We start from the raw sequence: 25,378 nt of genomic DNA on the forward strand, positions 1-25,378 counted from the left end.
AAAAACTATGTATACTAAATCTCCTCGTGATTCTTTTTTAGCTGCTTTATCGATTAACGATCTTAGTGCTCTAGAATACTGTTTAAATGTTAACGGAGTTTCTCCCAATATTCGTATTGATAGTAAGCTTAATACGGCAATGCATTATGCGGTACAACAAAACAATAAAGAGTTGGTCCGCTTATTGTTAAAATATAAAATTGATTTGACCTATAAAAATAAAGCAGGTTTAAGCGCTATTGGGCTAGCGGGTTTTATGGAGGCTGATGATTGCCTTTCCATAATGGCTGAGTTTTGTTTCGCAGATAATACTCGGCAATTATCCTCAGGTGATTTGGCTTTGTTAAAAGTGTTCCATGTTGTTAAGGAACCCATTGATGTTATAGCGCGACCAGTAGCACAAACAACTAAAAGAGATACCTTTATACAGGCTGTTAATAAAGGTGACCTTCTCCAAGTGAAAGCGTGTTTGGATTCAGGCTTCTCTATCAATATTCGTGTGGATAAAGAATTAAACACGGCTATTCATAAAGCAGTAAAGTTAAATAATAAAGAATTAACCGCATTATTATTACAATATAAACCTGAGCTTAATGCATTAAATAAAAATAAGCTCACACCAATTCAATTAGCTGCTGAATTAGAGCACTGGGATTGTTATCAATTAATTGCTGACTTCATGCATCCATTAGACACAAAGCCTATGGACATCGAGACACGGTTTTTTGAACCATTAAATCCTAGGGATGCTTATAAAAAAGCAGTTGAAAACATGGATGTTGCCGAAATTTCTAAATTGTTACAAAAGGGTGTATCTGTTAATACGGTTATTGATAATGAATTAAATACTATTTTGCATCTGGGTGTGAAAATCCCAAATGTGGCGCTAATTCGTTTATCTCTGGAATATGGTGTACATGTAAATCGGAAGAATAAGCAAGGCAAAACAGCTTTCGATTTGGCGGTCCTTAAAAAAGAGTGGAGCTGTATTAAAGCAATTGTAGAAAATCATAGGATGTGTGAGACCGATAAAGTTATCTATGATTCTATTTTGATAGTTGCACTAAACGCCAATCAAATAGAGTTAGCAAGTGCTCTATTAAAAGCGGGTGCGCCAATGCAGTTTTTCACTTCAGAGAAGGGCAAGGTTTATTTTAAAGAGTTAATTAAGAACAATGAACAACAAATTATTGCTCTTTTAATCACTGAAGGAAAAGCTGACATTATTAAGCCATTAGTATTAGAGTTTTGTAAGTTGCCTGCCGAAATACTACCTTCTTTTGAAGATCCTATTTACTATGAGGAAATGAACAATCCTGTCATTACTCCTGCAGGAATTACTTATGAAAAAGCAACCATAGTAGATTTGAATAGGGATCCTTCCACACGACAAGCTTTAACTCAAGCTGATTTGATTCCGAACTTACTAGTAAGTGATTTAATTGCCTATTATAAACAGCCTGGAATAGATCTAACTCAGACGCCCCCTATCCTAATCTCTAAAGAGACTAATAAAACATTTGAAAGTCCAGTTGTTGCGGCAGACGGAATTACTTATGAAAAAACAGAGATTGAAAAATACTTGGCTGAACATGGAAACCTAACACCAAAAGGTATAAAACAAACCATACCACTCTACCCCAATCTGCTCGTGAAAAACCTGATTGAAGAGAGAAATTATAATAAACCGGCTTCAAAGAAAGAGCTTATAGCTGATGTTCACTTGGGTGTGAGCAATGCAGGTCAGTTTGGGCAAAAAAATAAGAAGGAGGAGGCCGATAATAACCCGCAATTCGATGTAATCAGGATGGATATGAATGGGTAAATGTTTGTTTTAATTAATACAAGGTAATTATCATTTAGAACGTAGGTTGGGTCGTCTTGACCCAACCATCAATCTCCCACAATTTCGAATATTAGGTTAAAAGACTACTTTTCGTTTATTTGAAATTGCTACTCATTGAGCTTTCATAGGAATGTTGTGACACTTCCATTTTCATTGGTGAGGGCATAAATGCCTGATGGGGTGCAATTGATATCGAACTCAGTTGTGTAGGGAGCTCTTGAACAAGTTGGTTCGCTGAGTATTTTTCTAAAAATATTTGATGCGCTTTAGCACTTATGGGCGTTAATTGCGAACTGATATTAGCCAGCGGGATATTAGGGCGCTCACCTTTTACATATCCTGCCCACTGTTCCCGTCGTTCTTGCTCCGTTTTTGAAATGATTTGGCTCGCAAATCCCTCCTCTTCTAAGAAACGAGAGTATTCATTTACATATAATGCCGCATTTGGATTTCTTTCAAAGTAATATTGATACTCATAGGGGTTTAATTGGCGACCTAAGATCTTAGATAAAGAATAATTTGTTAGAGGCAGATTTTCATCTAAAGCATCTAAATCAGGAGTGATTGCAGCAACGAGTTGGCAAAGTATCCAAATACCTCGGGTGTATGGAAACCCCTCCCCTTGTTTTCTTTGTACTTCACGTAATTCATCTTTATGATCATCGACTTCCGCGACAAATTTTGCTTTCCCATCCACCCATTTCATCCATTCAGTATCTTCATCTCGATTGGTACAGCTGATTAGAGTCAGAGGATGATCTTCAGGATTTTTTCGTTTAATAATTTGTTGTGCGATAGCCTCTCCACCTTCATCAGGTTCCCCGTCATTGAATAAATAATGTGACCAGCTTCCTGAATAATCGAATCCTGCTTGTAGCGGATCGGCAACCGGAGTTGTTCCTAAATCAAGACTGGCAAATCGTTCACGAATTACTTTATGGGCGTACTCTTCAAATTGTCCTGGAGTTTTTCCTTTTCGCTCTAAAATCAATGGGGTGCGACTATTCAAAAAACGTATTTGAATGTGCTCAAAGGGAATATATGCCAAAATACTTATCATAATATGCAAGCGATCTTCGGCTTCTTGCAGACGAGTCATTTTTTCACCGATGTAGGGGGCTCTCCCTAAGCTCTTTCTAATAGCTGACTTTACCGGCTCTGAGGCTTCCAAGGCATCCACGTCGGTAAGATTGGACATGGAGCCACTATCATCAATAAGAAAATCTAATTTATATTTGGTTAACGCTATTAATTGATTGATCAGCCCGAAAGGAGTTGCATATTGTGTAAATTTTTCTCCAATTTTATCGATAATTTCTCCACCATCTAAAGGGGTTGGAGACTGGTATTTTTGTAATGTCTCTTCTTTCTGCAACATCTCAATTGTTTTTGAAGTGGTTGCTTCCATCGGTACTACCATTTTAGCGGATTGCAATTGGATTTCAGAAGCCTCGAATATCTCGTCTGGCGATGAGACTACCGCGATTGCGTTAAGAGGTTTTTGAGCGGTTGGTATTGTGTTTACTTCAGAAGCATATTTTGGGTTTTTTTTCATAACACCATTAACGGTAATGTATTTAGGTTGAGGCATTGTAACTCCCTGTAATAAAAAGTTATTTTCTGAAATTCATGAGTCGAATTTCAGTCATATGATTTTTAACATAAATGTATGTGTAATTACATAAGAAGTAGATTAGGTCCTTTTCACCAACAGATTTGTTTTTTAGATATAAAATAATATCGTTTGGTAATTCTTGATTCCTACGGGTTGGTAACAACGATATTTCTGTTTACAATTCAAAATTATATAATTATTTATCGCTACTACGGCCTGACTATTTGTTCACAGCAAAACCATAAGGATATGGGAAAACAAGATGAATAAAAATTTAAGTCCCCTGAGTTTACTTTGGATTTCAATTACCAGCATGGTGGGTTCAGGTTGGTTATTTGGTTCTTTATACTCCGCTCATTTTGCCGGTCCTGCAGCGATTATTGCCTGGCCACTTGCAGGTTTTTTACTTTTATTTGTTGCCTTATCCTATGCTGAGTTAGGTACGATGTTTCCACAGTCCGATAGCCTGGCTTGCTTACCTTTATATACTCATGGGCGTTTAACAAGTGCAATGGTGAACAGCATGACCTGGTTTTCCTTAGCTCTCCTCCCCGTAATAGAAACCCAAGGTGTCATTCAATACGCTAGTAATTATATTCCTGGTCTAGTAGCCCATTATGGGGTGTATTATAGAAATACTCCATTAGGTTATGTGCTGTCCTTAGTGGTATTAATGAGTTTTGTTTTGTTCAATTATTTCGGTATCGGTTTATTTGCGCGCATTAACGCAGCATTTACTGTTTGGAAAATAATAATCCCCGCGCTTACCATTGCAAGCCTAGTGACCATGAGTTATCACCCAGATAATTTCTTTGAATATGGTGGGTTTATGCCTTATGGTTGGCAGGGGATCATGGCTGCGATGTCAAGCGGCGGTGTACTTTTTTCCTTATTAGGATTTAGGCAAGTGGTTATTATGATGGGCGAACTTGAAAAACCAGGCCAGTATATTCCGTTGATTTTGTGTGGTTCGTTATTTTTCACAACCGTACTTTACACAGGCTTACAATGGTCTTTTATTGGCAGCGTTAGTGATCATTCACTTGCGAAGGGCTGGGTCAACTTATCGTTTATCGGTGACGCAGGCCCCTTCGCAGCTCTCGCGTCCCTAGCCGGCATGGTATGGTTGAGTATTTTATTGTACGTTGATGCGTTTATATCGCCTTATTCAACCGGTCTGGTTTATTCAACTACCTCAGCTCATATGCTAAGCAGCATGAGCTCGGTGGTACAAACCCCCAAAGTCCTTGCCAAACGAAATAAGTTCCAAGTGCCCTGGGTTAGTTTAGGAGTGAACTTTGTCCTTGCAGCCATAATGTCGCTTGTATTACATGGCTGGCAAGAAATGTCAGCTTTTCTTGTGGCCATATTAATGGTTAGCTATTCCGTAGGACCTATTGCACTTGTTTGTCTACGTAGGCAATTACCCAACTATAAACGACCTTTTCGATTGCAGGGTGGTAACTTTATTGCTTGTATTGGGTTTTATGTTTGTACAGTCGGTGTTTATTGGGCGGGATTCCACAGTATGCGAAAGCTATTGGTGATCACGCTGCTGGGACTAGGAGGGACCGTTCTTTATTGTTTTATAAAAAACACCCATCAGGAACTTGATGGCAAACAATCCCTGTGGTTTATATTGTATCTTTTTGGTCTTGGTATTTTCTCTTATCTTGGTAATTACGGCGGTAAACATATTCTACCTCCGTATTGGGATTTAGCTTATTTATTGCTGTTCAGCCTGTTTGTGTTTGTTTTTGCTATAAGGTCCCGAAAACCCAGTGTTTATACTCAAAACTTGGTAATCGAAAATGCTCCAACCAAGAAAAACAATTAAGTTGGTTGGGGCATCTGACCCAACCAAACAATCGCTTAAAACGTCTATTGTTGGGTTAAAACTAACCCGCTCGGTAATTTAGGATGGAATTTTTTCAAATTAGAATGCAAAATTTCCATTATGGCTATTACTTTCATGTGGATTATTTGTAGCGCTTTTTTTCTCAGTTGAGAGATTAGAAAACATGCCGACAAAATGTTTGCATTGTTTTTGAAAAAAATCAGTCCGAGAAAGGTAGAATTTATTGAAAAAACTTGTATCGTTTAATTTACCGACTACCTTTTGAAATTCATTTAATTGGTTTTTCGCCTCGGATTCATTTTCTGAAATGATTAAACTTAACTCTACCCGCTCCTCATCGCGATTAAAATCAATTAGAACATGTGTTAAGTTTTTTGGAGTGTCGAAGAATTCCACATCTTTTACCACCGCACGAAACATTTTTAATTCCCGATTAAACTCAACATACGCGTTTTCATCTCCAGGGCAATTATTTTTTATTGTTTTGGGCATATTAAGCATAATATCTCTCATTATTTACGTTTAAAAAGAAATGCTTATACATAATTTTTTAAATAAATACAAATTAATGAAACTTCGATGCATCATCAATTTATTTTAGCCACTGGACCCAGTAATTCCGATAAAGATAACATGATGAGGTACATCAAACTCCAACAAGGTAAAACGACAAATTCCTATTGAGTTCGGTTTTTCTGTCCTTAAAGCCGACTCCCTGGCCTTGCGTTTAGAAATAGTTTAAAAGAGTGTCGTTTTTCTAGCTTGAATGATGACAATTGACAGCACCTCAAAAAATTGAACTTAGAGATGATTTTATTGTGATTTTGAAATTAATTATTCATACCTTTTTAACTATATTGGCGTTGTTTCTTTTTATCTTGGCACTCTTAATTGCCCCTAGTGCTGGATCTTTCCTTTTCTACAAGGAGGTGTGGGCTAGTTGTTGGTTTCGGTTGGCTAAACATGATCCGGAATGATTAAAAGAACGGACGTTTAAATCTCTTAGTAATTTCCCTCTTAATTTGAAGAATATATTTATCGTGAACGAATTTATTAAAGGACTGATAACTCTTTGCCTCCAAAGAATCCACTTTAGTGTACTTTTTCTAAATCTCACATTCAACTGAAAATGGTTATCTCTATCCCTTAGCGTGTGACTTAGCTGGTTTTTTCTTCTCTAGAGATCAAGTAACAAACCAATGGTCAAGTACTTTCATTTTGTTCTTTTCACTCACGATAAATTGATAAGGCCTTTGATAAAAAAATGAATACGACAATCAAAGACCATTTAACTACTAAAACCCCAATTAAATTAAGAAATTGGGTGAGATTCGTTCTTGCAATCCAGAGAACTACAATTGGATAGTCTCACTAGAGGAGCAGGAATTTTCTTGATTTTCCAAGTTATATAATTGGATGGCATTTTGCATCATTTCAACTGCCTCATAAAATTGACTTCGAGAAGTTTCCGGAAGTTGCTTTAGGTAATTGCCTGTATCAAGATTGTTTAATGCAAAACGCTCACTTGAAAGATAACTGGGATTTCGCAAAACTTCCTTCATTTCCTGCTCAAGACTTAAGTAGTCTTCAACCATCTCTTTAACCGACCAGCCCGGAATATTATTTGAATTTTTTAAGATTACCGGTAGTAAATTGTTATTCATTAATAAATAGAAGGTTAAAAGCATCGAAATAGTACGACCCACTCCATCAGGAAACGGATGATGTAATACGGTATATTTGATAAATTTGAATAGTGCTGCGAGCTTCTCTCGTTTTGAGTTTGATTCCAAGATCTCTTTCTTGTATGTCTTTAGATGTAAATTGCAAATTTCATTGAGGTATCCATCCACATCCCTAATTTGTTCATCCATTTCAGAGGTACGCATGCTTATCGTCTGTTCCTGTTTGAGCATATCCCAAATCAAAAGTGCCTTTTCCCTGGGATCAAAAGCTTTATCCCGCGTACTGGCAAGAATTTTACCGCTCTTATCAATAAAAGAGAGGCCTTTACACTCAGAAGTCCGCATATAGAGTAGAATTTCATAAATACCTTCAAATGAATTTTGTTCTGCATTCAAGGACCAGCTAACTAAAGAATTTTTCCTGAACTCACCGGGTCTTGAACCCATTAGATTCCTGACTACTGTGGTACATGCAGCATGAAGACCTTTGATAAATTCTAAATCAAGAACCGCAGACTCTTTTAATTTGTTTACAATAAAAACAAAGCCGTGCGCCATACCAAGCATATAACCCGGCTCGGATAGCTCAAAACCATTCCATCCCCTACGCATTTCGAAATAGTCTTTAAGTAATTGCGGGTCTTGTTCCTCAAACTTAAAAAAATTTATAATTAAATTGAGTAAATTTAAATTTGCTAGCGAGAAACCCCTGAAAGCCAACTGGTAAAGTTCGTTTAATCTAACGGTTTCCAGATATTCTATTCGTTCCTCTCTGTTGAGAACTCTGTACTCTCCATGAAAATTAATTGTTACCCCTTCAAGGCACTTGATAAGCAAATCTTTAGAAAATTGCCTGTCGTCATACCTCGATCGCTCAACAAAAAAGCGCCAAAGTTCGATACATGGAAATTGTTGTAAAAAATATTGTGTTTTATTTTTTTCTTTATTAGATACGGTGAAAAAAGATTTTTTCATTTTAAATACCTCTGTATTTTTATTCTTTTGTTGGGAGTGACGTTACACGTTCAAGATATTCCAGGAATAAAGTAGTAACTATTGAATCAACAAGACTATGAAGTATTTCGTAATCAGAATAGAGAACATTTATAAATAAGTAACAGTCAATTAATCTCTAAGACGCATGAATAAATGGATATTATGCTTAAACACAAAGGGACTTTAAAAGCATGTGGACTGATTAACTTAAATATCTACCTCAATAATCTGGCTTATTGTTCATAATTTATTGATTTAGAGTACTAAGTGTACCGGTCCTCCATTCATCCTTGCTTAGCACATGACGATATAATTGGATGAATAATTTATATTGAGGGCCAAATTATATTTCGGGTTTATTAAGAGATTATTAAAGTCTAAGAAATCCATCCTTTATTTTTTCAGGTAGTGCTTGAGTAAGGCTTCAATCTATGAAACCAATGGGTTCATGACGCTATACTGAATTGAGCGGATAACTATTCCTGCAAAATATATAACATAGAGGACGAGAATGATGATTCCCTCTTTTCTTCCCACCTTACCCTTTCTCCAGAAGATAAAGATCATGGTGAGCATCATAATCATCATCCAAGAAAAAGAATACTTCCGAGTAAATCGGGTTAAAGTTAAGGGATTTATGAGCCCTGCAGCACCAGTAATCATCGATAAATTAAGTATATTAGCACCCACTATATTCCCTATGGAAAGATCCGCAATTCCTTTTTTGACGGATATAATCGCGGTAACCAACTCAGGTAAAGATGTCCCTATAGCGATCACCGTTAATCCAATGACTATGGATGGGATCTGAAGTGCATTGGCAATCGCGACACCAGATGTGACCAACAATTTGCTTCCCACCACGACCACAAAAGCCCCGATAATGAAGGTAATAAATGGTTTTTTTAACGAAATAGGTTCAGAATTAGTATCCGATTTACAATCAGCATTTTGCTTCATGGTTTCCATAATCCCTTTATAGTCATAAGCAAGATAAGCCATTGCAAATACCACTAATAAAAATGCAGCAAATCGCCCCATCTCTAAGGATATAGAGAATAAGATCACCAGAATAGCAGCACAAAGCATCCATAGAGATCGATTTCGAAAATTAGCTTTATCGACAGAAACTGGCGCTAAAAAAGCGATAATTCCAACTATGAGCCCAATATTCGCGATGACAGATCCAACCGCATTTCCTATAGCGATCCCACTATCCCCCATCCAACTAGCCGTTGTAGAAACAACAAGCTCGGGACTGGTTGTAGCGAGACTTACTATAGTACCACCTACCACGATACGCGGAACGTTTAATCCCTCGGCTATTTGGACACTTGCATCCACAAAGAGGCTCCCTCCTTTAATTACCAGGAAAAGGCCTACAGCAAGTAAACAAATATTCAATAGCATTGGCATCATGATTCTTCCTTTTTCGCGTTACCAGAGTCTGCTCTTAGATTACTTATTACGGTGCAGCATTAGATCTACCATGGTTTTGTAATTTGTGTAAAACCTCCTTTTGATTTTCACCTAGATAATAATTGTCCATTACATGGATTAACTCCTCTTTTGAATAAAGGCTCAATCCTTTGGATTTAAAAAGTTTTAGTTCTTCAGCTGTAGGGAATGAATAAAATCCTTTGTCGGCTTCATTTTGAATCAAAGCAGGTAAGAGCTCATGGCTTGCTGCTTTAAGTAAGTTGCTCGTGATTAGATCCACTCCTGTTGGAATGAGATCTAATGCGTTTTGTATCATCGATTTGGAATAATCAATGGGACAAGTTCGTGAGTCGATTATTGTGCCTGCATCCAGATTTGCTGATACTCTCAATAAGGTAATTCCATGTATTCTTTCTTGATTAAACATCGCACCAAAAACCGGCATAATTCCTCTGTATTGGGGTAATAAACCTGGATGAACATTCCACAAATACTGTTCATTAGCCTCAGTAAAATGATTTATAAGGTGTTCATCAAGCTTAACGATGCATCTAATGGAAATTACGACATTAATATTCCAAGCTTTTGCTTGTTTTAAAATAAATTCTGATCCCTTTCTACTATCAATAAAACTGCAATAATCGTAGTTAATATGATACTGCTTTGCCAAACCTTCCAATCCTAAATATTTGCCTTTATTGGAATGACTTTTGAGATAAGGAAGTAAGACCTCACTAAATAGGGTGCGTTCATAAAAGATTAACTCTTTTATTTCATCTTGTATTTTTTCTGGCTTAAATGCTAACTCATTTTTAAAAACTAAAAACGATGCTTTAAAATGATGTCTTGCAAATTGAAGACAAATCTCATTCGCCATATTATACGAATATAAATCGTTGCCTATAAGAAAAAGTACATTCATTCGAGCACTCGTAAACAAGTCTATAATATTGGAGTTATAGACATAATTGCTGCAAGTAAACTAATTATAGAAGAGTTTTGCAGTCCATTTTAAGGAGTGGTTTATGGATTCCGCTTCATTAAAAATATATAGGCTTAAATATAAACTGCCACAGCCCCTCTCTATTGCTACCTATACCTGGACTCATGTAGAAACCATTTTGGTTCAACTTCGTTATAATAATTTTGTAGGAATGGGAGAAGCAGCCCCGTTTGCGCTCATGACGGGTGAAACTTATGACTATGTGGTTTCTCAGTTACACGAGTTTAAACATTGCTCGATTAATCCTACGGACGCACCGCACGTTTTTTATCAGCGCCTCCAGGAAAACATCCAAAGCTCGCATGCGGCAGCTGCTTTGGATAGTGCTTTTCATGATCTGTTAGGAAAGATAAAAAATAAACCAGTGTATGAACTTTTTGGTGCTGTAAAGAATCTCACTCCCAATAGCTTGACGATACCGATTTTGGGTTTGGAAGAAACTCAAGAGTTTGCAATAAACATTCGTCAAAATCATCCTCAAGTCCAATTAATTAAGATTAAATTAAATAATGATAAAAATATTCATGACATCGCAAGAGTAATTAAAGGTGTATTTGCTAAAAATGTAGCTTATGTAATTGATCCCAATCAATGTTTTAAAGATTCTCGCCAAGCAATAGACCTATTGAAAGAAATACAAGCGATTTTGGGGTCTGTTGTTGCTATAGAGCAACCCGTGGAAAAACATGACTATCAAGGATTATTCGACATAAAAAAACAGTTGGATGGAGTCGATATTTACGCTGATGAAAGCATAGTGGGCATGGATGACTTGGAACAATTGATTCGCATGAATGCGGTAAATGGAATCAATATTAAAATCCAAAAAGCAGGAGGAATTTGGAAGGCTCGACTTATGGCGCAAAGAGCTCACGAAGCTGGATTAAAAGTAATGGTTGGTTGCATGATGGAAGGTCCTTTGGGCGTTTCAACAGGAATTCATTTTGCAGCATCAATGCCTAATGTCGTATTTACTGATTTAGATAGCGATTTATTTTTATTTCAGAATTTTAAAGAACCCATTTTTACTCAATCTCCCTATGCTGAGGGCATGAGAATACCTTTTAAGAAACCGGGTCTGGGGATTGATGTTAATGAGCATGTTCTAGAGCATCTAGCAAGACAAAAAGAGCTGATTTATGAAGAGCTTTAAGGTTGAGTTGTTATCAATTGTGCTGTTTTTAAAGTGAGAAAATCTTGATAAAGACTGTCAAAGTTTGCGTTGGATAAGATAAGTGTTGCTGCGATATTAATTGGTTTTATCGGAATATCATCTTCTTTTGTGGCTCGCGGTTGAATTACATCACCAGGCGTTACATTCCACTCAATACTGAGCTTACTATTGAAGTTAGGTACTTCTAAACTTATAACCGTGCCATTTTTTTTAGGTATATAACAGAAAAAAGAAAAATTTATCGGTGGTTTTAGTTGGATATGAATGCGCTTTTGCAGTCTTAGATTGAAATGGGCTAATTCTATATTTACTCCTGTAATCTCCTCAATCATTGAAACCACTAATGCTCCTGAAGGTCTGGCGGCTATTTCTAAAAAAATGATTTCATCATTTTTCGTTAAAAATAATTCACAATGAGTAGCTCCATCAGGAGGTTGTAAAGAAGCTATGATTTGTTCATGAACTGAATTCAATTTATCCCAGCGTGGATCGGTTTCAGGAAGGACTATACTCCCCATGGGATAACCCTCTTTAAATAATGCCATAGGCCAAAGGTATTCTGAAATTGCAATAAATCGGATTTTTTTATTTTGAATAATTGCATCACAGTGAAATAAAGTGCCCTCGATAAACTCCTCAATTTGAAAAGAGATTTCAGAGTGCGCTATTTGTTCCGCATAAGTTATCCATTCCGTTCGATTATGTATTTTCTTGAAACTGGCACTCCCATATAATGCGATTGGTTTCACCGCAAAAGGATAATTGAATTTTTTTTCAACTTCCTTACGGTAAAGTACCTTGTTTTGAAAGTAGCTTTCTTTGTTAAACTCTTGATAGTGGGGGGTACGAATGCCCTGGGCATGCAATATATTTTTCATTACAACTTTATCCACAAATTTAACTAAGTTTCGTTCGCCCTCCCCTTTTAAACCTAAATGATCAATAAGTTTACCTACAATAAGAGTGCAGGATTCATCATTAGTTACTAATCTTAAGTTATCTCGATTTGTTTCTTTTAAATAGTGAGTGACTATGGGTAAAGTCGTATCAAAGGTTATGGGATTAATAATGTGAATTGTTTCAAAAAAGCATTTTTGGTTTTCTTTTAATTGTTCATAAATAGTTGGGTTAATTAATAAAATAGTGCGTTCATCGGTAGATTTTAATGGGCTCAAATCACTTTTAAAATTAGTAATTGCATTAAAAAAAATGACTATTGAGCTCATTTTTTTCTCCATATTAAAATGTGCCAATAAAGAAGTACTTGTTTCCGCATAGTTAATACTAATTATATGTTATTTATAATTATCAGCTAAAAAATGACGAATCGACTTTTACAGAGTGAACATGCAAACTGAATTTTCAAAAGAAGTGCTTAAGTTAATTAAATCAATACCCCGGGGTAAGGTTGTAACCTATGGGGACATTGCCAGACTCGCAGGTCATCCACGCGGAGCACGTGGTGTCGGATGGCTTCTTCACTCTTCTACCAGGAAACATCATCTTCCCTGGCAGCGCGTTCTAAAATCCAGTGGAGAACTTTCTTTTCCGGTTGGAAGCCCTCACTATTTGCTTCAAAAAGAATTATTAGAAAAGGAACACATTGTAATTACAAATGGTCGTGTTGATTTAAAAAAATATTCTTGGGATGGTGTGTGATAACGAATGATAAAATATCCCGACTCGTACTAACTTTAATAGATCCTGAGAAATGTATGTCATTCCAACGTTGGTGGGAATCCATCCACAAACAAAGTTAAGTTTAATTTGTCGGATAGATTCCCGCCTGCGCGTGAATGACAACATATATAGACTTGATGGTACAAAATAAGTGACCCTACCTCGGGTCAAAATGACCCAACTTACTTAAGGTTTTTGCCAAATTGGGGCACCAGTATGTCTGTTAAGGCAGGTAATATAAGTTTTTGAGCCACTACGATCTTTTGAAAAAACGAAAACATAATCACCTGCAATTTGCCATGATAATATTTTAGCGTGGAAAGGAACATTCCATAAACGGACTCCAGCATATGTATAGGCAGTAACGTGATCTTGACTATCAAAGGTTGAAAGAACCATTACAGAATCAGGCGTGAGCTTCATTCGCTCTTGTTGAAAATCATAATCATCTACCGGAACAACTGAGGCATGATCCGCTATTGAAGCAGCAGAAACTGGAGTGATTGAAGAGAGAGAAAATAAACAGCCTAGTAACATCATTCGTAATAATTTCATATTAAAACCTCTTGAATAAAGATAAAGGAATACGCTTTATGATTAACTTTTCCATGGAGCGTATAGGACAAATTCGATTCAATTCGAGTATCGTAAGAATCCCAGCGAAAAATACAATTATTCTAGGTTTTTGTAAACTATTTGAGATTTCTGCTTGCAAAATAAACGTGTGCAATGATTAAGGCTTAAGACCCATATTGGGCCCATCCTTATAATGAGTATGAGGATAAAACAAGCAGGGATAGCAACTGTTTTGAATTAAAACTTTAAACAGTTGCTGCGTTTTATCAAATGGAGTAGTTACTTCCAGGAGTAGGTATTTCCTCTGAATCCTCTTGTGGAGAAGCCAGGAATAACATCTGGGTTGTATTTGCCTGACTATGAATTTTAGGTCCAGGTGGTAAGTATCTAACAGGCATAGAAAAATACCGTGTAATTTCGGCAAAAAGCTTCTCGTTTAGTGATTGACCTGATTCTTCAGAAAGAACAATGTTTAGACCTCTCTCTAACTTTTTCACGGCACTGATTTCTATATAATTATCTTTTACAATGTTTGCAATTTCTTCGATTCTAAAGTTATTTTTTAATAATATATCTAGAGCTTTCTGAATATTGGAATGAGAAGAACACTTATCTATGAAAAGACGTAATTTATTAAATGCTTTAAAAGAATCGAATATAGGTTCTAATTGTGTTTTCAATTCCTCTTGTTGCAAACTCCCTTGACTGAATTGATGGATAAGAATGCTAAATTTGGCATTATTTGTTTGAATAATGGCATTATATTCTTTCTTATTCGGGTCCATTAATTGACAAAAGACATCATGTATTAAAAAAACTAACTCTAATTGTTGCGTCAGATGAATAACTGTTTTTAGATCAGTCAATCGCAGTTGTTGAATAGCAGAATCAGTTCCTGCCGGTCCCAAAGTTGACTGCGATAAAGTAGGAAGCACGTTATACATAAAAGCTAAAGTGTCACTATCCTTCACACACCTATCGAGGAACGCAATCATAACGTGATAACTGGAAAAATACTTCTCATAGTTTTCAGGGAATTTTCCTTGCAAGGCATTATTAAAGAGATCATTACTCCACTCGGTAAATTGCTGTGGAAGAACATTGAACCAAGAAAAATGCGGCGTCAATTTTTGGGTCAATGCATTTACCTGACTAAGGCAGTAATACTGAGTGTTAAACAATCGCGCAAATTGGGGTAATTGTTGGTACCAAACTTTAGGCTCCAATTGTAATTGTTTTTCTAGTTCGTGCCGCATTACTTTAGCGAGTTCAGGATCAGACTCTTTGCTTTTTAACGCAAGTAATACGGTTATATTTTGTTTGAGGAGTCCTATTTGTGTACATGCTATAGCTTGGCTCTGGGTCAATTGTAGTGGGATTGTATTAATCAGCATTTGAAAGCGCATCTGCCAAAGATCCGGTAGAGGAGATAGAGCAGGAAAATGCTTTCTTAAAGAGCTAGTGAGTTGTTCATGACGTAAAATGAGACGAATACATGCATCTGTATTATATTCCTCAAACAATTTAAAATGTAACAAATCGAAAATAAAAGAGCTTTTGATATCAAAGTTTCTGATGTTAGTAAGCATTGCTTTGAATCGTTCATATTCTTCAGGGCTTGCCGTAGAACGTAATTCGTTAAACTGATTAAGCCATATTTTCAGCGTTGCTTTTCTTGGTTGTCTATTTTCTTCTTCTTTTTCTTGTTCCTTTCTCTTAACTATCTCATCAAGGGGTTGCTCTAGACATTTTTTTAAGTCTTCAGCAGTAGTCGTCTGTTCCGTTCTTTTCTTTTTAGTTGGCCCTTCAAAGGGGCTTTCAGCGGTATTTTCTCGTACGGTGTTTAATACGCTTTGGAAAATTATTAAGGCTTGCTCAGGCTTCATTCTTTGCGTTTTATCAGGATGAAGTGTACTTCTAAGAGCATCGGTTAGTTGCTCCTCTAGGATTGGATCAAGCTCCATATCGCAGAAGATACCTGTAAAATCTGGATTTTCTGCATCTTCGAGTGCTGTTTTACCACCTCGACGAGGTGCTCCTGCTAGCTCAGCAATACTGACAAATAACGCATATAAATCGCTTTGAATATCATAGTTTCTCGGCCTTCCATTCAGCCTCGCAAGGAGCATATCGGTATCCCATACCATGCGATTACCATAATTTTGTAAGGTAGAATATTGCTCACCGTTTTTTATTGTTTTGGCTAAACCCATGTCAATCACCGTAACCGTCCATTCACTATGCCCATCATCTTCATTTTTATTTAATTGAGCCATAATGTTTTCTGGTTTTAGATCACAATGAATGATCGTCCGACCTTCGCGTTTTCCGACAGTAACTATTCGATGAATTTGCTTAGGAACCTCTTCGATTAAAGTACAAGCAAGACTTAGAAACTCCTCGCCAGAAAGTTGATCAACATAAAAATCAAGAGTACGTCCAGGAGCACGATTCATGTGCAGATAAGAACAGTGTTCCGTTTTTATTAAACTATAATGTATTCCTAAAGTCGGATGTTGACTTCCTAGATATTGTTCTTTATTCGCTACACGAACAAACCAATTGGGTTTGTTGGGTTTATCACTTACAGCATGTTGATCGGCATGCGTCTGTTTTACTACATAAGAGCCTGATTCATCAAAAATACCGCTGTCTCCTTGAGGAATGATCGACTTTATAACTGGGAAAACGCGGCCAAAGCTGCCTTTATCATCCGAGCTAGGTTCAAAAATATCTAAACGTCTTGGTGGTGCACCAGAGCTAATTAATGGGTCAGCAATGAATTGAAGAACTGGGAGAGTGAGTACAAAACGTGATTCTTCGCCATTTTCTGTGTGTAAAGAATAGACTTTATAATTTTCTAATAATCCAGGATCCCCTCCATGTACGGAATTCATGAGTGCTACAACAGTAGGGATATTTTCAGGTAAGGTTGGATTAATAAAACAAATAGGATTAGGCATAGCTTTTACACTCAAGAAATACATAAAAAACTAATTAATGCGCAAAATTATACCATAATGACTCCTATGTAGTCCATTTGTCTAAGGGAAGTAAGGGCGGTAATTACATAAGTGAATCATTTAATGGATTTACAAAACAATCATATAGGTCTATACACTTAGAAAGAATCAAATAAGAAATGAAATATGAATATTTTATCTTGTTTGAAAGGCTTTATTGCAACAGTTGATTGTAAAAGCTTTTCAAAAGCATCACGAAAATTATATATCTCACCCTCTAAATTGAGCAAACAAATAACTTGGTTGGAGGAGGAATTAAAAGTTACCTTATTGATCCGCTCTACAACACGACTAGTTGTAACTGAATCAGGGCATCAGCTGTATGAGCAGGCATTAAAGCTTTTCGAGCAATTAGAGTTAGTCAAAGGAATTGCAACCCCGGATCAAGTCGAGTTAAACGGCTCCATTAAACTCTATCTTACTGTTACCCCTGCCATTCCCTATTTAACCTCCTTATGTATTGAGTTTATGCAACAACATCCGAAGATTGAGATAGATATTATTGTAGGCTCTGATATAAAAGAGCTCTATTCCTCCACATTTGACCTGGCTATTTCATTCGAAGATGTGAAGCATTCAAAACTGGTTTGCAAAAAATTATTTTCAATCCAAAGGAGTATCTTTGCCTCACCGGGTTATATTGCGCAACATGGGGCCCCGAAGACAATCGACAACCTACCAAAGCATAATTGCTTGATTAATACGCTTTATGGTCTTCAAAATATATGGGTTTTTAATAAAAAAATCATTCCTGTCTCAGGAAATTTTAAAAGCAATAATGCATGTGTTTTAAAACAAGCTGCCGTTGCAAATACAGGGCTTCTATGGGCACCTTATTTTTCAGTTTATGAAGAAATAAAAAAAGGAACATTAATTCAAGTATTACCTCACGAATTATCACCTGATATTAATCTTTACGCAATCTGTCCTAAGTCCTTGGTGAATGAACAAAAAATTAACTCACTCTTGAGCTTTTTTTGTGAAAAAGCTTTGTCAGAAAAAATTGCAACCTCTTTTATTGATAAAGATAATTAAAATAATTCAGATATAAATCCTGAACATCAATAGGAACGAATGTGCTGGGCTTTGTTGGACAGATACAGTAAGAGTTAGCAAAACAAAGTATTTTCCAGTATAAGTATATTAAAATCATGCAAAGGCATTTCTTCAATTGGTTTAATTACACCAGACTCGTTTAAACCAGCTGAAGAGGTTGATGTAGTGGTGTCTACTAAATCGGAATGGGATAAAAAGTGTAAGGCGATCCGCGGGATCAAACCGCTTAGACACCCTTTTAGAAAACGGAGTTTCGATGAAGCAAAATATCTCCCATCTGCCCAGGGAACTCAGCCATATGGTCTCCTGGTCCCTTACTCGTTTAGGAAAATCGATTGCAGAAGTTTATGGGGAAGAAGCATATGAACGAATTGAGCAAATTCGGCTATCGATGCAAGATACGATTGGGAGTGAAACGAGTGTCCTTAGAAAGGCACTTCATAGTCTCCAAATTGAGCTATCCAAACTAGAGAGAAAGCAGCTTTATCAAATTGCGCATGGGTTTTCTCTCATGATGGAACTCATTAATGCCTGTGAAAGTGCCTACCGGATTTTTCGTATCAACCAAAGAAAAGAAAAAGTTTATACTGAGAAGCCTCAAGGTATTCATTATGTATTAACCGCACATCCCACAGAAGCGCGTACCAATGAATTTTTAACGCTGTTTAAAGCAATTCGAGACTATCTGGTCGAAGTGCTGAAATCCCCCTATCTGATGAATGAAACTCATCTGGACCAAATGCTTAAAATCTCACTGCAAATTAATATTTCCTATCATGAAAAACCAAGCGTAGAGGATGAAGCACGCTACATCTATCAATATGCCCTCAATCCCCTCAACATTAAGCTGTATCATTCCTTTTTCACCCAAGGTATTCCCATGCAATTACGTACTTGGGTAGGTGGCGATAAAGACGGACACTCAGGTGTTAATGAGAAAATCATGGTTAAAAGTCTTGAACTTTCTCGATCTTTTTTTATTAACTACATTCGGGAGTGCTTAAGTGAGGTACTAGAAATTGTCAAACTCTCAACCGCATTAACTGAAAACAAAGTCTTGACGAATCAAATCAAACAGCTTACCCAAAAAGCACAGGAATTGAGGAAAATACAACCACGAGATCATGAAAAAGTATCTGTATTCAAACAAGAATTAACTGTACTACAGACAAATACTCTAAAGTTTCTAAAATTCAATCCCGAACAATTTTCCATCATCTCCAGTATTTTTCAGCTCTATCCGGGGCTGGTGATACCCATAGAGCTCAGGGAAGATTCAGCGGTTGTGAAAGAGAGTTTAACCAGTATAAAAAAAACAACAATCACCAAGATGCTGGAACAAGTTTATTCTATAACCCAGGGGACAGAGCCCAAAAATTATATCCGCGGTTTTATCCTCAGTATGGTTGAATCTGCTGAGGATATAAAAAATGGAATTGAGTTGGTAAAACACGTTTTTAAAAGCTACGCCCTACCCGTTGTCCCCTTGTTTGAAAATCAGCTCGCGCTCACCAGCGCTGATACAATTTTAAATAACTCGATCACTGAAGATATTAGACAGAAGCATCTTCAACAGTGGGATGGAAATTATGAAGTCATGCTGGGGTATTCCGACTCGTCTAAAGAAAATGGCGTATTGCCCTCTCGACTCATGATTGCAAAAAGCTTAAAAAGCATTCAGTCTACACTAGAAAATAAAAACCTTAGGCCCGTTTTTTTTCATGGTTCAGGTGGCAGTATTGAGCGAGGAGGCGGAGATATTAAAGAACAAACAGCCTCCTGGTCTAAGGAAATGATGACTAATTATAAAGTGACGATACAGGGAGAGATGGTCGCTAGACTTTTTGGCTCGAGCTCCATACTCAAAAGTCAGGTTGACAAATTTATAGATATCTATTCGCAAAAAGATAACCACATAGATAAGGACTATCCCGAGGAATTGGTGGCATTTTCTACCCAAGTCAGTCAGAAATATAAAGCACTGATTCAAAGTGAATGGTTTTGGCCCACAATCGAACAGGCCTCGCCCTATCATTTTTTGACGGAGCTGAAGATTGGCTCTCGGCCAACTAAACGCAAATCAGGACCCGATCAAAGAAAGCTTCGAGCCATCCCCTGGATCTTATGCTGGACTCAAACACGGCTTCTTTTCCCAACGTGGTGGGGTCTTGGCTCCACATGGTTAGAGCTTAATGAGCTTGAAAAAAATAAGCTGAAAATACTTTATAAAGAAAACTCTCTGTTTGCTGCTTTTATAAAACAATTGGGTGTAACCCTTTCCAAGGTGTACCTCCCCATCTGGGAACAGTACTTGTACCAATTAACTGGCTCCAATGAATATCTCAAGCCTTTTCAATCAGAACTGGAATCAGCCATCCTATTCTTCCAACAAATAACAGGGGAGAATGATTTTTGTTTTCACCAACCCTGGCTTGGGGAAAGCATTCAATTAAGATCAACCTTGGTTCATCCTTTGAATCTCATTCAGATTGAGGCGATGAAAAGAAATGATTTGCCTCTTTTAAGAAAAACAGTCACAGGCATTTCTTGTGGCATGTTGACCACAGGGTGATCTGGATACCGCACATGAAGCACGGCAGGTAGGGTTTAAATTTCGTGTATCGCTCAGGGATAAGACGAGTGGAGCAGGGTTGAGCGAAATTTAGAGTGAACGCCCTATTTACTTGCTGTAGTTTAAAAAATGCAACAGAGTTAGCAAGATAGGGTGAAAATAATGTCACTCCGCAAAATTGATATCATTCCCGCGCAGGTGGGAATGACAGCAATGCTGATTCTGGACAAATAATTTCCCATGTACCGATATAGGCCCCGAATAAGGTGCTCAAAAATGATGCGCTTTATTCTTTTTCTTTCCCCAAAATCACAATTTCTTCAACTATAATTCAAATTAAAGTTATTTAATAAGTGTGGTTACCATGTTAAATAATCATGCAGTTGTATCCCTTCATAAAATTGTACCCAGTTATATGCAACAGGTTCCAGAACTCATTCATGGGTGCTTTTTATGTAAACCTGGTTCAGAGACTGAAATTCTTGCTCGTACTGCCAATTTCTCACTGATTTGTGATATTTCACCGATTGTAGACGGACATTTAATGATTACTTCCAACACACATATTGGGTGTACTGGAGAAATCGATCCTATGCTTCGTGAGGAATATCTAATCTTAAAAAAGGTTGCAGGAGAAATTGTAAAAACTGCTTATGGAGCAGCCGCTTACTATGAGCATGGACGGGCCGGACATTGTTCAACCATAGTCAATACAGCAATAAAATGTGATCATTTTCATTTGCATGTACTACCCATAAAAGTATCAATTAATCCTGAGTTGGAAAAATCTTTTATCCAGATGGAATTAGAACAATATTCCCAAATTTTCGAATTTTTTGAACGATACGGTAGTTATTTATATTTTGAGGATTTTACAGGTCACATCAATATATACCCTGCCTCTGACAGTCAAGTGGAGTCCCATTTGTTACGGACGTTGATTTGCGAAAAAATTGGCTGTCCAGAGCGTTCAAATTGGGAAACACATACCAATTTGGAATTAGTAAATAAAGCCATTGAAAATTATATGCCTATTATCAATAGGTTAGCCAAATGAATCATGACATTATTTATTTAAACCATGGTTCAACTTCCTTCCCCAAGCCACCAGGAGTGATTGATGCCATTGTAGAATTAATGCAAACAATGGATAGCTGCGCGAAACGGGCCAGCAGCGAGCATAAGATCAAAACGGATAAAGGGATTGCCCGGGCCCGAGAAAACATTGCCGAATTTTTTAATATTCCTAGCGTGGATCATATTATTTTTACCTTGAATGCTACTTTTGCAATCAATCAAGTATTGCTGGGATTTATTAAAAATGAAGACCATGTAATTTATACGGATACGGAGCATAATTCAGTCATTCGTCCTTTGCATTATTTGCAAGATTCCCGGCATATTGAATTAAGCCGTATTCCCTGTGATCTCAATGGCGAATTACAATTGGATGTGTTGCCACAACTTATTAAAAGTAATACTAAATTAATTATCGTTAATCATGTATCCAATGTCACAGGGATCATTAATCCAATTCAAGACATCATAAAGATAGCACAGCAATTTAATGTTAAGGTTGCAGTTGATGCCTCACAATCCGCTGGAATTTTACCCATTGATGTAGAGCAGATAAATTGTGATTTTTTATTTGCGACAGGTCATAAAAGTTTGCTGGGCCCTTTTGGCATTGGCATGGCTTATATTCGAGATACAAAATGTGTTGATTCAGTGATTACTGGCGGGACAGGCACAAATTCTGCCCCCTTTTTTCATCCAATTGTGGCTCCAGAGAAATTTGAGGCAGGAACACCAAATTACATTGGAATAGCAGGGTTAGCCGCAGGAATTGAATATATTAAGCAACAAAAGCTTGAAAGCATGTTTGCTCATAAACAGGCGTTATGCAGCAAATGCCTCGCTGGCTTGAAACAATTTGAGCGAATAAAGATTTATGGCCCTGAAGATCCGGATAAAAAAATTCCTCTTATCTCTTTTTCCGTTAATAACATGTTGCCTTCACACGTCGGCGCGTTGCTTTCCGATAACTATAATATTATTGTTAGAACAGGCTTGCATTGTGCCCCACTGATACACAAAGCATTAAAAACCTTTCCAAATGGTACTGTTAGAGTAAGTCTGGGCTATTCGAATACTAGTGAAGAAATTGATCATTTTTTACAAGCGATTGAGCGAATTATAACTCTATGACAGCACAAGTGCTTAGCAATAAAACAATTTTTATTTTTTGGGCCCCTTTGTTGTTTTTATGGCTCGTGCTAGCCTTTGAATTTCCTCTATTAACCATAATCATAACGTACCTGCCGGATAAAAAGCTTAATTTAGCCGCATTTGGTCTTGGCTACTCCCTATTCTTGCTCGCAGAATCGCCACTATTAATGTTCAATACGGTTGCTATAAAGTTGATAAAGAATAAAGATTCTTACAAAAAAGTTAGAAACTTCTTTATCTACGTCGTAAGTTTTTTATTAATTTGCATGATGTTGTTTGTATTAACGCCCCTGTATCAATATTTATTCATCACAAGATTATCATTCGACAAATCAATTGCGGTTATTAGCCAACATGTAATTACAATTCTCCTCCCTGCTTTTGCTATTGCAGGATTCAAAGCCTTCAATCAAGGAGTATTAATTTCTAGAGATAAGCAGCCCATTATATTTTATGCGATTATTTTTCGATTTATAGCGAGTGTGATTACGGCAGTATGCCTAGCAAATTTTAGCGCTCTAAATAGTGCTTATGTGGCAGCAATTGGATTCTCTATTGGTTTGTTCGTTGAAGCGACAATTACCCGTGTTTTTGCCAGAAAATCCATACACGAAATTTTTGCGCTGAATTCTTCTTATAAAATTTCCTATTATAGAATTTCACATTTCTATTACCCATTAATTATAACCACCGTAGCGAGTATTATAACTACTCCTATCATTACCGTTTTTCTGAACTATGGCGTTAATCCAACCATATCACTTGCAGTTTTTCCCGTTATCAATGGGTTTATTATGATTTTCAAATCAACGGCGATGTCGTTACAAAACGTAGTAATTTATTTTTTAAATCTTAGTGAGTCTAACGCGTTACAATTAAAAAAGTTTTTTGCTTATATCACCATCATTATGTTTGCAATCCTTGCCGGAATTATATTTACTCCTCTATTAAATGTTTATTTAACACAAATTAACGTACTGCAATCTGATCTAGCTCAAGCTGCGGTTCTCCCTTTAAAGATATTAATCATCTATCCCCTACTTACATTATTAGTGATTTGGCAACGTTCTGTAATCATTCATCAACTTAAAACCCATGTATTAACATGGTCTGTTTTTGCGGAATTAATTGGGTTAGTTCTTCCACTCGTTTTATTCTATAGTTTTTATCCCATTAATGGGCTACTCAGCGCTTCTATAGCATTGGTTATAGGAAGAGTATGCAGCAATATTCTTCTTTATATTGCGCAAACCAGGATAGATTCGTTATCACCTCACGCCACCCAATAATCAAGACTATCTTACTAAAAGTACCCCCTGAATATTTAAGTCCTTCTTTTTGGATATTTAATTGACAACATCAATTTTAAAGGTACTATAACAGATTTTGGATGGCTAGCTCTTAATATATCTAGTCTTTACAAGGAGTAATCAACATGTATTCCAATATAGAACAACTCAATAATAATGATGAATCTGCATCAAGTACTTTTACCCTCTTATTCTTACTTGCTGGCCTGGCGATGGTAACCTACGCGATTGCGAAAATTTCTGAGTCGAACAATCACTTAAACTATGAAAATCGTTTTGCGCGAATATTAGCTGGTTTTTTATTGCTTATGACGCGAATGATGCATACAAAAAATGGAGACTTAGAGCTTACTAATACAGAAAAGCAACTCATTGCAGTAGGCCCACATCGAACGGGTTGGGAAGCCGTTGTTGTTGCCTCAAAAATAAAAGGCACACCACCACGTTTTTTTGCCACAGATGCTTATAATTCCATACCTGGTGTGAAGCCTTTTCTCAATATGTTCCATGCAATAACGGTAGAATCAAAAGCAACTAAAAACGAAACTGGACGTCCTGCCAATGCCGGGGCCATAGAGGAAGCGAGTAAAGCCCTTGATGAAAATGGCTGCGTCGCATTGTTTCCCCAAGGGAATTTTTCACGAATAGGTCAAGAACCACCTAGAGTCTACACAGGAGCTGCCAAGCTTGCATTAATCAATAAAGTTCCTATTCATGTTATTAGACTGGATGGTTTTTGGAGTTTGCAAAATCCGATCATTCCTTTATTTGTTCGTAATAGTGCATATTATCGTGCATTTATGTCTGCGTTTCACATGAACAATGTACACGCCACATTGTGTTCCGTGATCGATTTTCATCTAAAATCTGAGAATGAGGGTCTAAGTGAGGAAGCAAAAATCGAAGAGATTTGCGCCCAACTCTATGCGTACTACCGTCATACACAGGAACTAACACCTAAACAAATTGATAAGATTAAAGAAGAAATATCGAGTAAAGCTCATCTGCTCATTTGGAACAATAAAGTCAAACGAGATGATTTAAACAAGCAGCTCCTAAATTTAAAGAAAGAAGGAACTAAGCTTGAAGAGCCAACTTTAGCGTCAATGAAATTAACATAATAGTAGCCGGGTGAAGGCGTACGCCATAACCCGGGAAATCAGTACCAAGAAAAACCTGGGTTGTGCTTGCTTCTCCCAGGAGAGCCCCATTAATGAATTATTTTAGCAATAAGATTCATCCATTCTGTGTTGAAATTCCTGTACTATTTAATACACTTAAATAAGCAGAGTTAAATCAAAAATATTAACTATAA

Annotated in this window: 18 protein-coding genes; 10 read left to right on the plus strand and 8 right to left on the minus strand. The window is 36.9% G+C overall.

Annotated elements, in window-relative coordinates; all coding sequences use genetic code 11:
* Positions 1-7: 7 nt before the first annotated feature.
* Positions 8-1,825, plus strand: a complete 1,818-nt coding sequence (locus tag ACWTEW_RS00480) for an ankyrin repeat domain-containing protein (protein WP_454783356.1) — start codon at positions 8-10, stop codon at positions 1,823-1,825.
* 115 nt (positions 1,826-1,940) lie between these two features.
* Here ACWTEW_RS00480 and ACWTEW_RS00485 read toward each other — a convergent pair whose 3' ends face one another.
* Positions 1,941-3,437 (minus strand): hypothetical protein, encoded by a 1,497-nt coding sequence (locus ACWTEW_RS00485; RefSeq protein WP_454783357.1) that lies wholly within the window; start codon positions 3,435-3,437, stop codon positions 1,941-1,943.
* A gap of 286 nt (positions 3,438-3,723) precedes the next feature.
* Here ACWTEW_RS00485 and ACWTEW_RS00490 point away from each other — a divergent pair, with 286 nt between their 5' ends.
* A complete protein-coding gene (locus tag ACWTEW_RS00490) occupies positions 3,724-5,298 on the plus strand; it encodes an APC family permease (protein ID WP_454783358.1) in 1,575 nt (524 codons plus the stop codon).
* Between the two features lie 99 nt (positions 5,299-5,397).
* On the opposite strand, the gene ACWTEW_RS00495 is transcribed toward ACWTEW_RS00490, so the two are convergent.
* The 4 genes from ACWTEW_RS00495 to ACWTEW_RS00510 all read right to left on the minus strand — a co-directional run bounded on the left by ACWTEW_RS00495 (position 5,398) and on the right by ACWTEW_RS00510 (position 10,362).
* Positions 5,398-5,820: a hypothetical protein gene (locus ACWTEW_RS00495; RefSeq protein ID WP_454783359.1), complete on the minus strand. Its 423-nt coding sequence runs from the start codon at positions 5,818-5,820 to the stop codon at positions 5,398-5,400.
* A gap of 851 nt (positions 5,821-6,671) precedes the next feature.
* Positions 6,672-7,979, minus strand: coding sequence for a hypothetical protein (locus ACWTEW_RS00500; protein ID WP_454783360.1), 1,308 nt, complete (start codon positions 7,977-7,979; stop codon positions 6,672-6,674).
* 450 nt (positions 7,980-8,429) lie between these two features.
* Positions 8,430-9,419, minus strand: a complete 990-nt coding sequence (locus ACWTEW_RS00505; protein ID WP_454783361.1) for a calcium/sodium antiporter — start codon at positions 9,417-9,419, stop codon at positions 8,430-8,432.
* 46 nt (positions 9,420-9,465) lie between these two features.
* Positions 9,466-10,362: a formyltransferase family protein gene (locus tag ACWTEW_RS00510; protein ID WP_454783362.1), complete on the minus strand. Its 897-nt coding sequence runs from the start codon at positions 10,360-10,362 to the stop codon at positions 9,466-9,468.
* Positions 10,363-10,465: 103 nt separating this feature from the next.
* On the opposite strand from ACWTEW_RS00510, the gene ACWTEW_RS00515 reads away from it, so the two are divergent.
* The gene (locus tag ACWTEW_RS00515) at positions 10,466-11,596 is read left to right on the plus strand and encodes an enolase C-terminal domain-like protein (protein WP_454783363.1); all 1,131 of its coding nucleotides are present in this window, start codon (positions 10,466-10,468) and stop codon (positions 11,594-11,596) included.
* Here the strand turns inward: ACWTEW_RS00515 and ACWTEW_RS00520 are convergent.
* Positions 11,593-12,843 carry an ATP-grasp domain-containing protein gene (locus ACWTEW_RS00520; RefSeq protein WP_454783364.1) on the minus strand — a complete coding sequence of 417 codons (1,251 nt, stop codon included), beginning with the start codon at positions 12,841-12,843 and terminating at the stop codon, positions 11,593-11,595. The two genes, ACWTEW_RS00515 and ACWTEW_RS00520, sit on opposite strands and share 4 nt — an antisense overlap.
* Positions 12,844-12,964: 121 nt before the next feature.
* Between ACWTEW_RS00520 and ACWTEW_RS00525 the strand changes: the two genes are divergently transcribed.
* Positions 12,965-13,276 (plus strand): MGMT family protein, encoded by a 312-nt coding sequence (locus ACWTEW_RS00525; protein WP_454783365.1) that lies wholly within the window; start codon positions 12,965-12,967, stop codon positions 13,274-13,276.
* A gap of 207 nt (positions 13,277-13,483) precedes the next feature.
* On the opposite strand, the gene ACWTEW_RS00530 is transcribed toward ACWTEW_RS00525, so the two are convergent.
* Both ACWTEW_RS00530 and ACWTEW_RS00535 read right to left on the minus strand, forming a co-directional pair.
* On the minus strand, positions 13,484-13,852 hold the full coding sequence (locus tag ACWTEW_RS00530) for a hypothetical protein (protein ID WP_454783366.1): 369 nt from the start codon (positions 13,850-13,852) through the stop codon (positions 13,484-13,486).
* 287 nt (positions 13,853-14,139) lie between these two features.
* A complete protein-coding gene (locus ACWTEW_RS00535) occupies positions 14,140-16,836 on the minus strand; it encodes a protein kinase domain-containing protein (protein ID WP_454783367.1) in 2,697 nt (898 codons plus the stop codon).
* 186 nt (positions 16,837-17,022) lie between these two features.
* Here ACWTEW_RS00535 and ACWTEW_RS00540 point away from each other — a divergent pair, with 186 nt between their 5' ends.
* The 6 genes from ACWTEW_RS00540 to ACWTEW_RS00565 all read left to right on the plus strand — a co-directional run bounded on the left by ACWTEW_RS00540 (position 17,023) and on the right by ACWTEW_RS00565 (position 25,184).
* Positions 17,023-17,931, plus strand: a complete 909-nt coding sequence (locus ACWTEW_RS00540; protein ID WP_454783368.1) for a LysR family transcriptional regulator — start codon at positions 17,023-17,025, stop codon at positions 17,929-17,931.
* Positions 17,932-18,208: 277 nt separating this feature from the next.
* The gene (locus ACWTEW_RS00545) at positions 18,209-20,524 is read left to right on the plus strand and encodes a phosphoenolpyruvate carboxylase (RefSeq protein ID WP_454783369.1); all 2,316 of its coding nucleotides are present in this window, start codon (positions 18,209-18,211) and stop codon (positions 20,522-20,524) included.
* A gap of 364 nt (positions 20,525-20,888) precedes the next feature.
* A complete protein-coding gene (locus ACWTEW_RS00550) occupies positions 20,889-21,581 on the plus strand; it encodes an HIT family protein (protein WP_454783370.1) in 693 nt (230 codons plus the stop codon).
* Positions 21,578-22,732 carry an aminotransferase class V-fold PLP-dependent enzyme gene (locus ACWTEW_RS00555; RefSeq protein ID WP_454783371.1) on the plus strand — a complete coding sequence of 385 codons (1,155 nt, stop codon included), beginning with the start codon at positions 21,578-21,580 and terminating at the stop codon, positions 22,730-22,732. The genes ACWTEW_RS00550 and ACWTEW_RS00555 overlap by 4 nt, the downstream gene beginning before the upstream one ends.
* Before the next feature lie 287 nt (positions 22,733-23,019).
* Positions 23,020-24,042: a hypothetical protein gene (locus tag ACWTEW_RS00560; RefSeq protein WP_483099555.1), complete on the plus strand. Its 1,023-nt coding sequence runs from the start codon at positions 23,020-23,022 to the stop codon at positions 24,040-24,042.
* Between the two features lie 146 nt (positions 24,043-24,188).
* A complete protein-coding gene (locus tag ACWTEW_RS00565; RefSeq protein WP_454783373.1) occupies positions 24,189-25,184 on the plus strand; it encodes a lysophospholipid acyltransferase family protein in 996 nt (331 codons plus the stop codon).
* The last annotated feature ends 194 nt before the right edge of the window (positions 25,185-25,378 follow it).

It is taken from the genome of Legionella stuttgartensis (assembly GCF_977063405.2).

Excerpts from the sequence above, each read along its gene's own strand:
- ACWTEW_RS00480 (WP_454783356.1), top strand. The coding sequence starts at position 8 with ATGTATACTAAATCTCCTCGTGATTCTTTTTTAGCTGCTTTATCGATT.
- ACWTEW_RS00485 (WP_454783357.1), bottom strand. The coding sequence starts at position 3,437 with ATGCCTCAACCTAAATACATTACCGTTAATGGTGTTATGAAAAAAAAC.
- ACWTEW_RS00490 (WP_454783358.1), top strand. The coding sequence starts at position 3,724 with ATGAATAAAAATTTAAGTCCCCTGAGTTTACTTTGGATTTCAATTACC.
- ACWTEW_RS00495 (WP_454783359.1), bottom strand. The coding sequence starts at position 5,820 with ATGCTTAATATGCCCAAAACAATAAAAAATAATTGCCCTGGAGATGAA.
- ACWTEW_RS00500 (WP_454783360.1), bottom strand. The coding sequence starts at position 7,979 with ATGAAAAAATCTTTTTTCACCGTATCTAATAAAGAAAAAAATAAAACA.
- ACWTEW_RS00505 (WP_454783361.1), bottom strand. The coding sequence starts at position 9,419 with ATGATGCCAATGCTATTGAATATTTGTTTACTTGCTGTAGGCCTTTTC.
- ACWTEW_RS00510 (WP_454783362.1), bottom strand. The coding sequence starts at position 10,362 with ATGAATGTACTTTTTCTTATAGGCAACGATTTATATTCGTATAATATG.
- ACWTEW_RS00515 (WP_454783363.1), top strand. The coding sequence starts at position 10,466 with ATGGATTCCGCTTCATTAAAAATATATAGGCTTAAATATAAACTGCCA.
- ACWTEW_RS00520 (WP_454783364.1), bottom strand. The coding sequence starts at position 12,843 with ATGAGCTCAATAGTCATTTTTTTTAATGCAATTACTAATTTTAAAAGT.
- ACWTEW_RS00525 (WP_454783365.1), top strand. The coding sequence starts at position 12,965 with ATGCAAACTGAATTTTCAAAAGAAGTGCTTAAGTTAATTAAATCAATA.
- ACWTEW_RS00530 (WP_454783366.1), bottom strand. The coding sequence starts at position 13,852 with ATGAAATTATTACGAATGATGTTACTAGGCTGTTTATTTTCTCTCTCT.
- ACWTEW_RS00535 (WP_454783367.1), bottom strand. The coding sequence starts at position 16,836 with ATGCCTAATCCTATTTGTTTTATTAATCCAACCTTACCTGAAAATATC.
- ACWTEW_RS00540 (WP_454783368.1), top strand. The coding sequence starts at position 17,023 with ATGAATATTTTATCTTGTTTGAAAGGCTTTATTGCAACAGTTGATTGT.
- ACWTEW_RS00545 (WP_454783369.1), top strand. The coding sequence starts at position 18,209 with ATGAAGCAAAATATCTCCCATCTGCCCAGGGAACTCAGCCATATGGTC.
- ACWTEW_RS00550 (WP_454783370.1), top strand. The coding sequence starts at position 20,889 with ATGTTAAATAATCATGCAGTTGTATCCCTTCATAAAATTGTACCCAGT.
- ACWTEW_RS00555 (WP_454783371.1), top strand. The coding sequence starts at position 21,578 with ATGAATCATGACATTATTTATTTAAACCATGGTTCAACTTCCTTCCCC.
- ACWTEW_RS00560 (WP_483099555.1), top strand. The coding sequence starts at position 23,020 with ATGATGTTGTTTGTATTAACGCCCCTGTATCAATATTTATTCATCACA.
- ACWTEW_RS00565 (WP_454783373.1), top strand. The coding sequence starts at position 24,189 with ATGTATTCCAATATAGAACAACTCAATAATAATGATGAATCTGCATCA.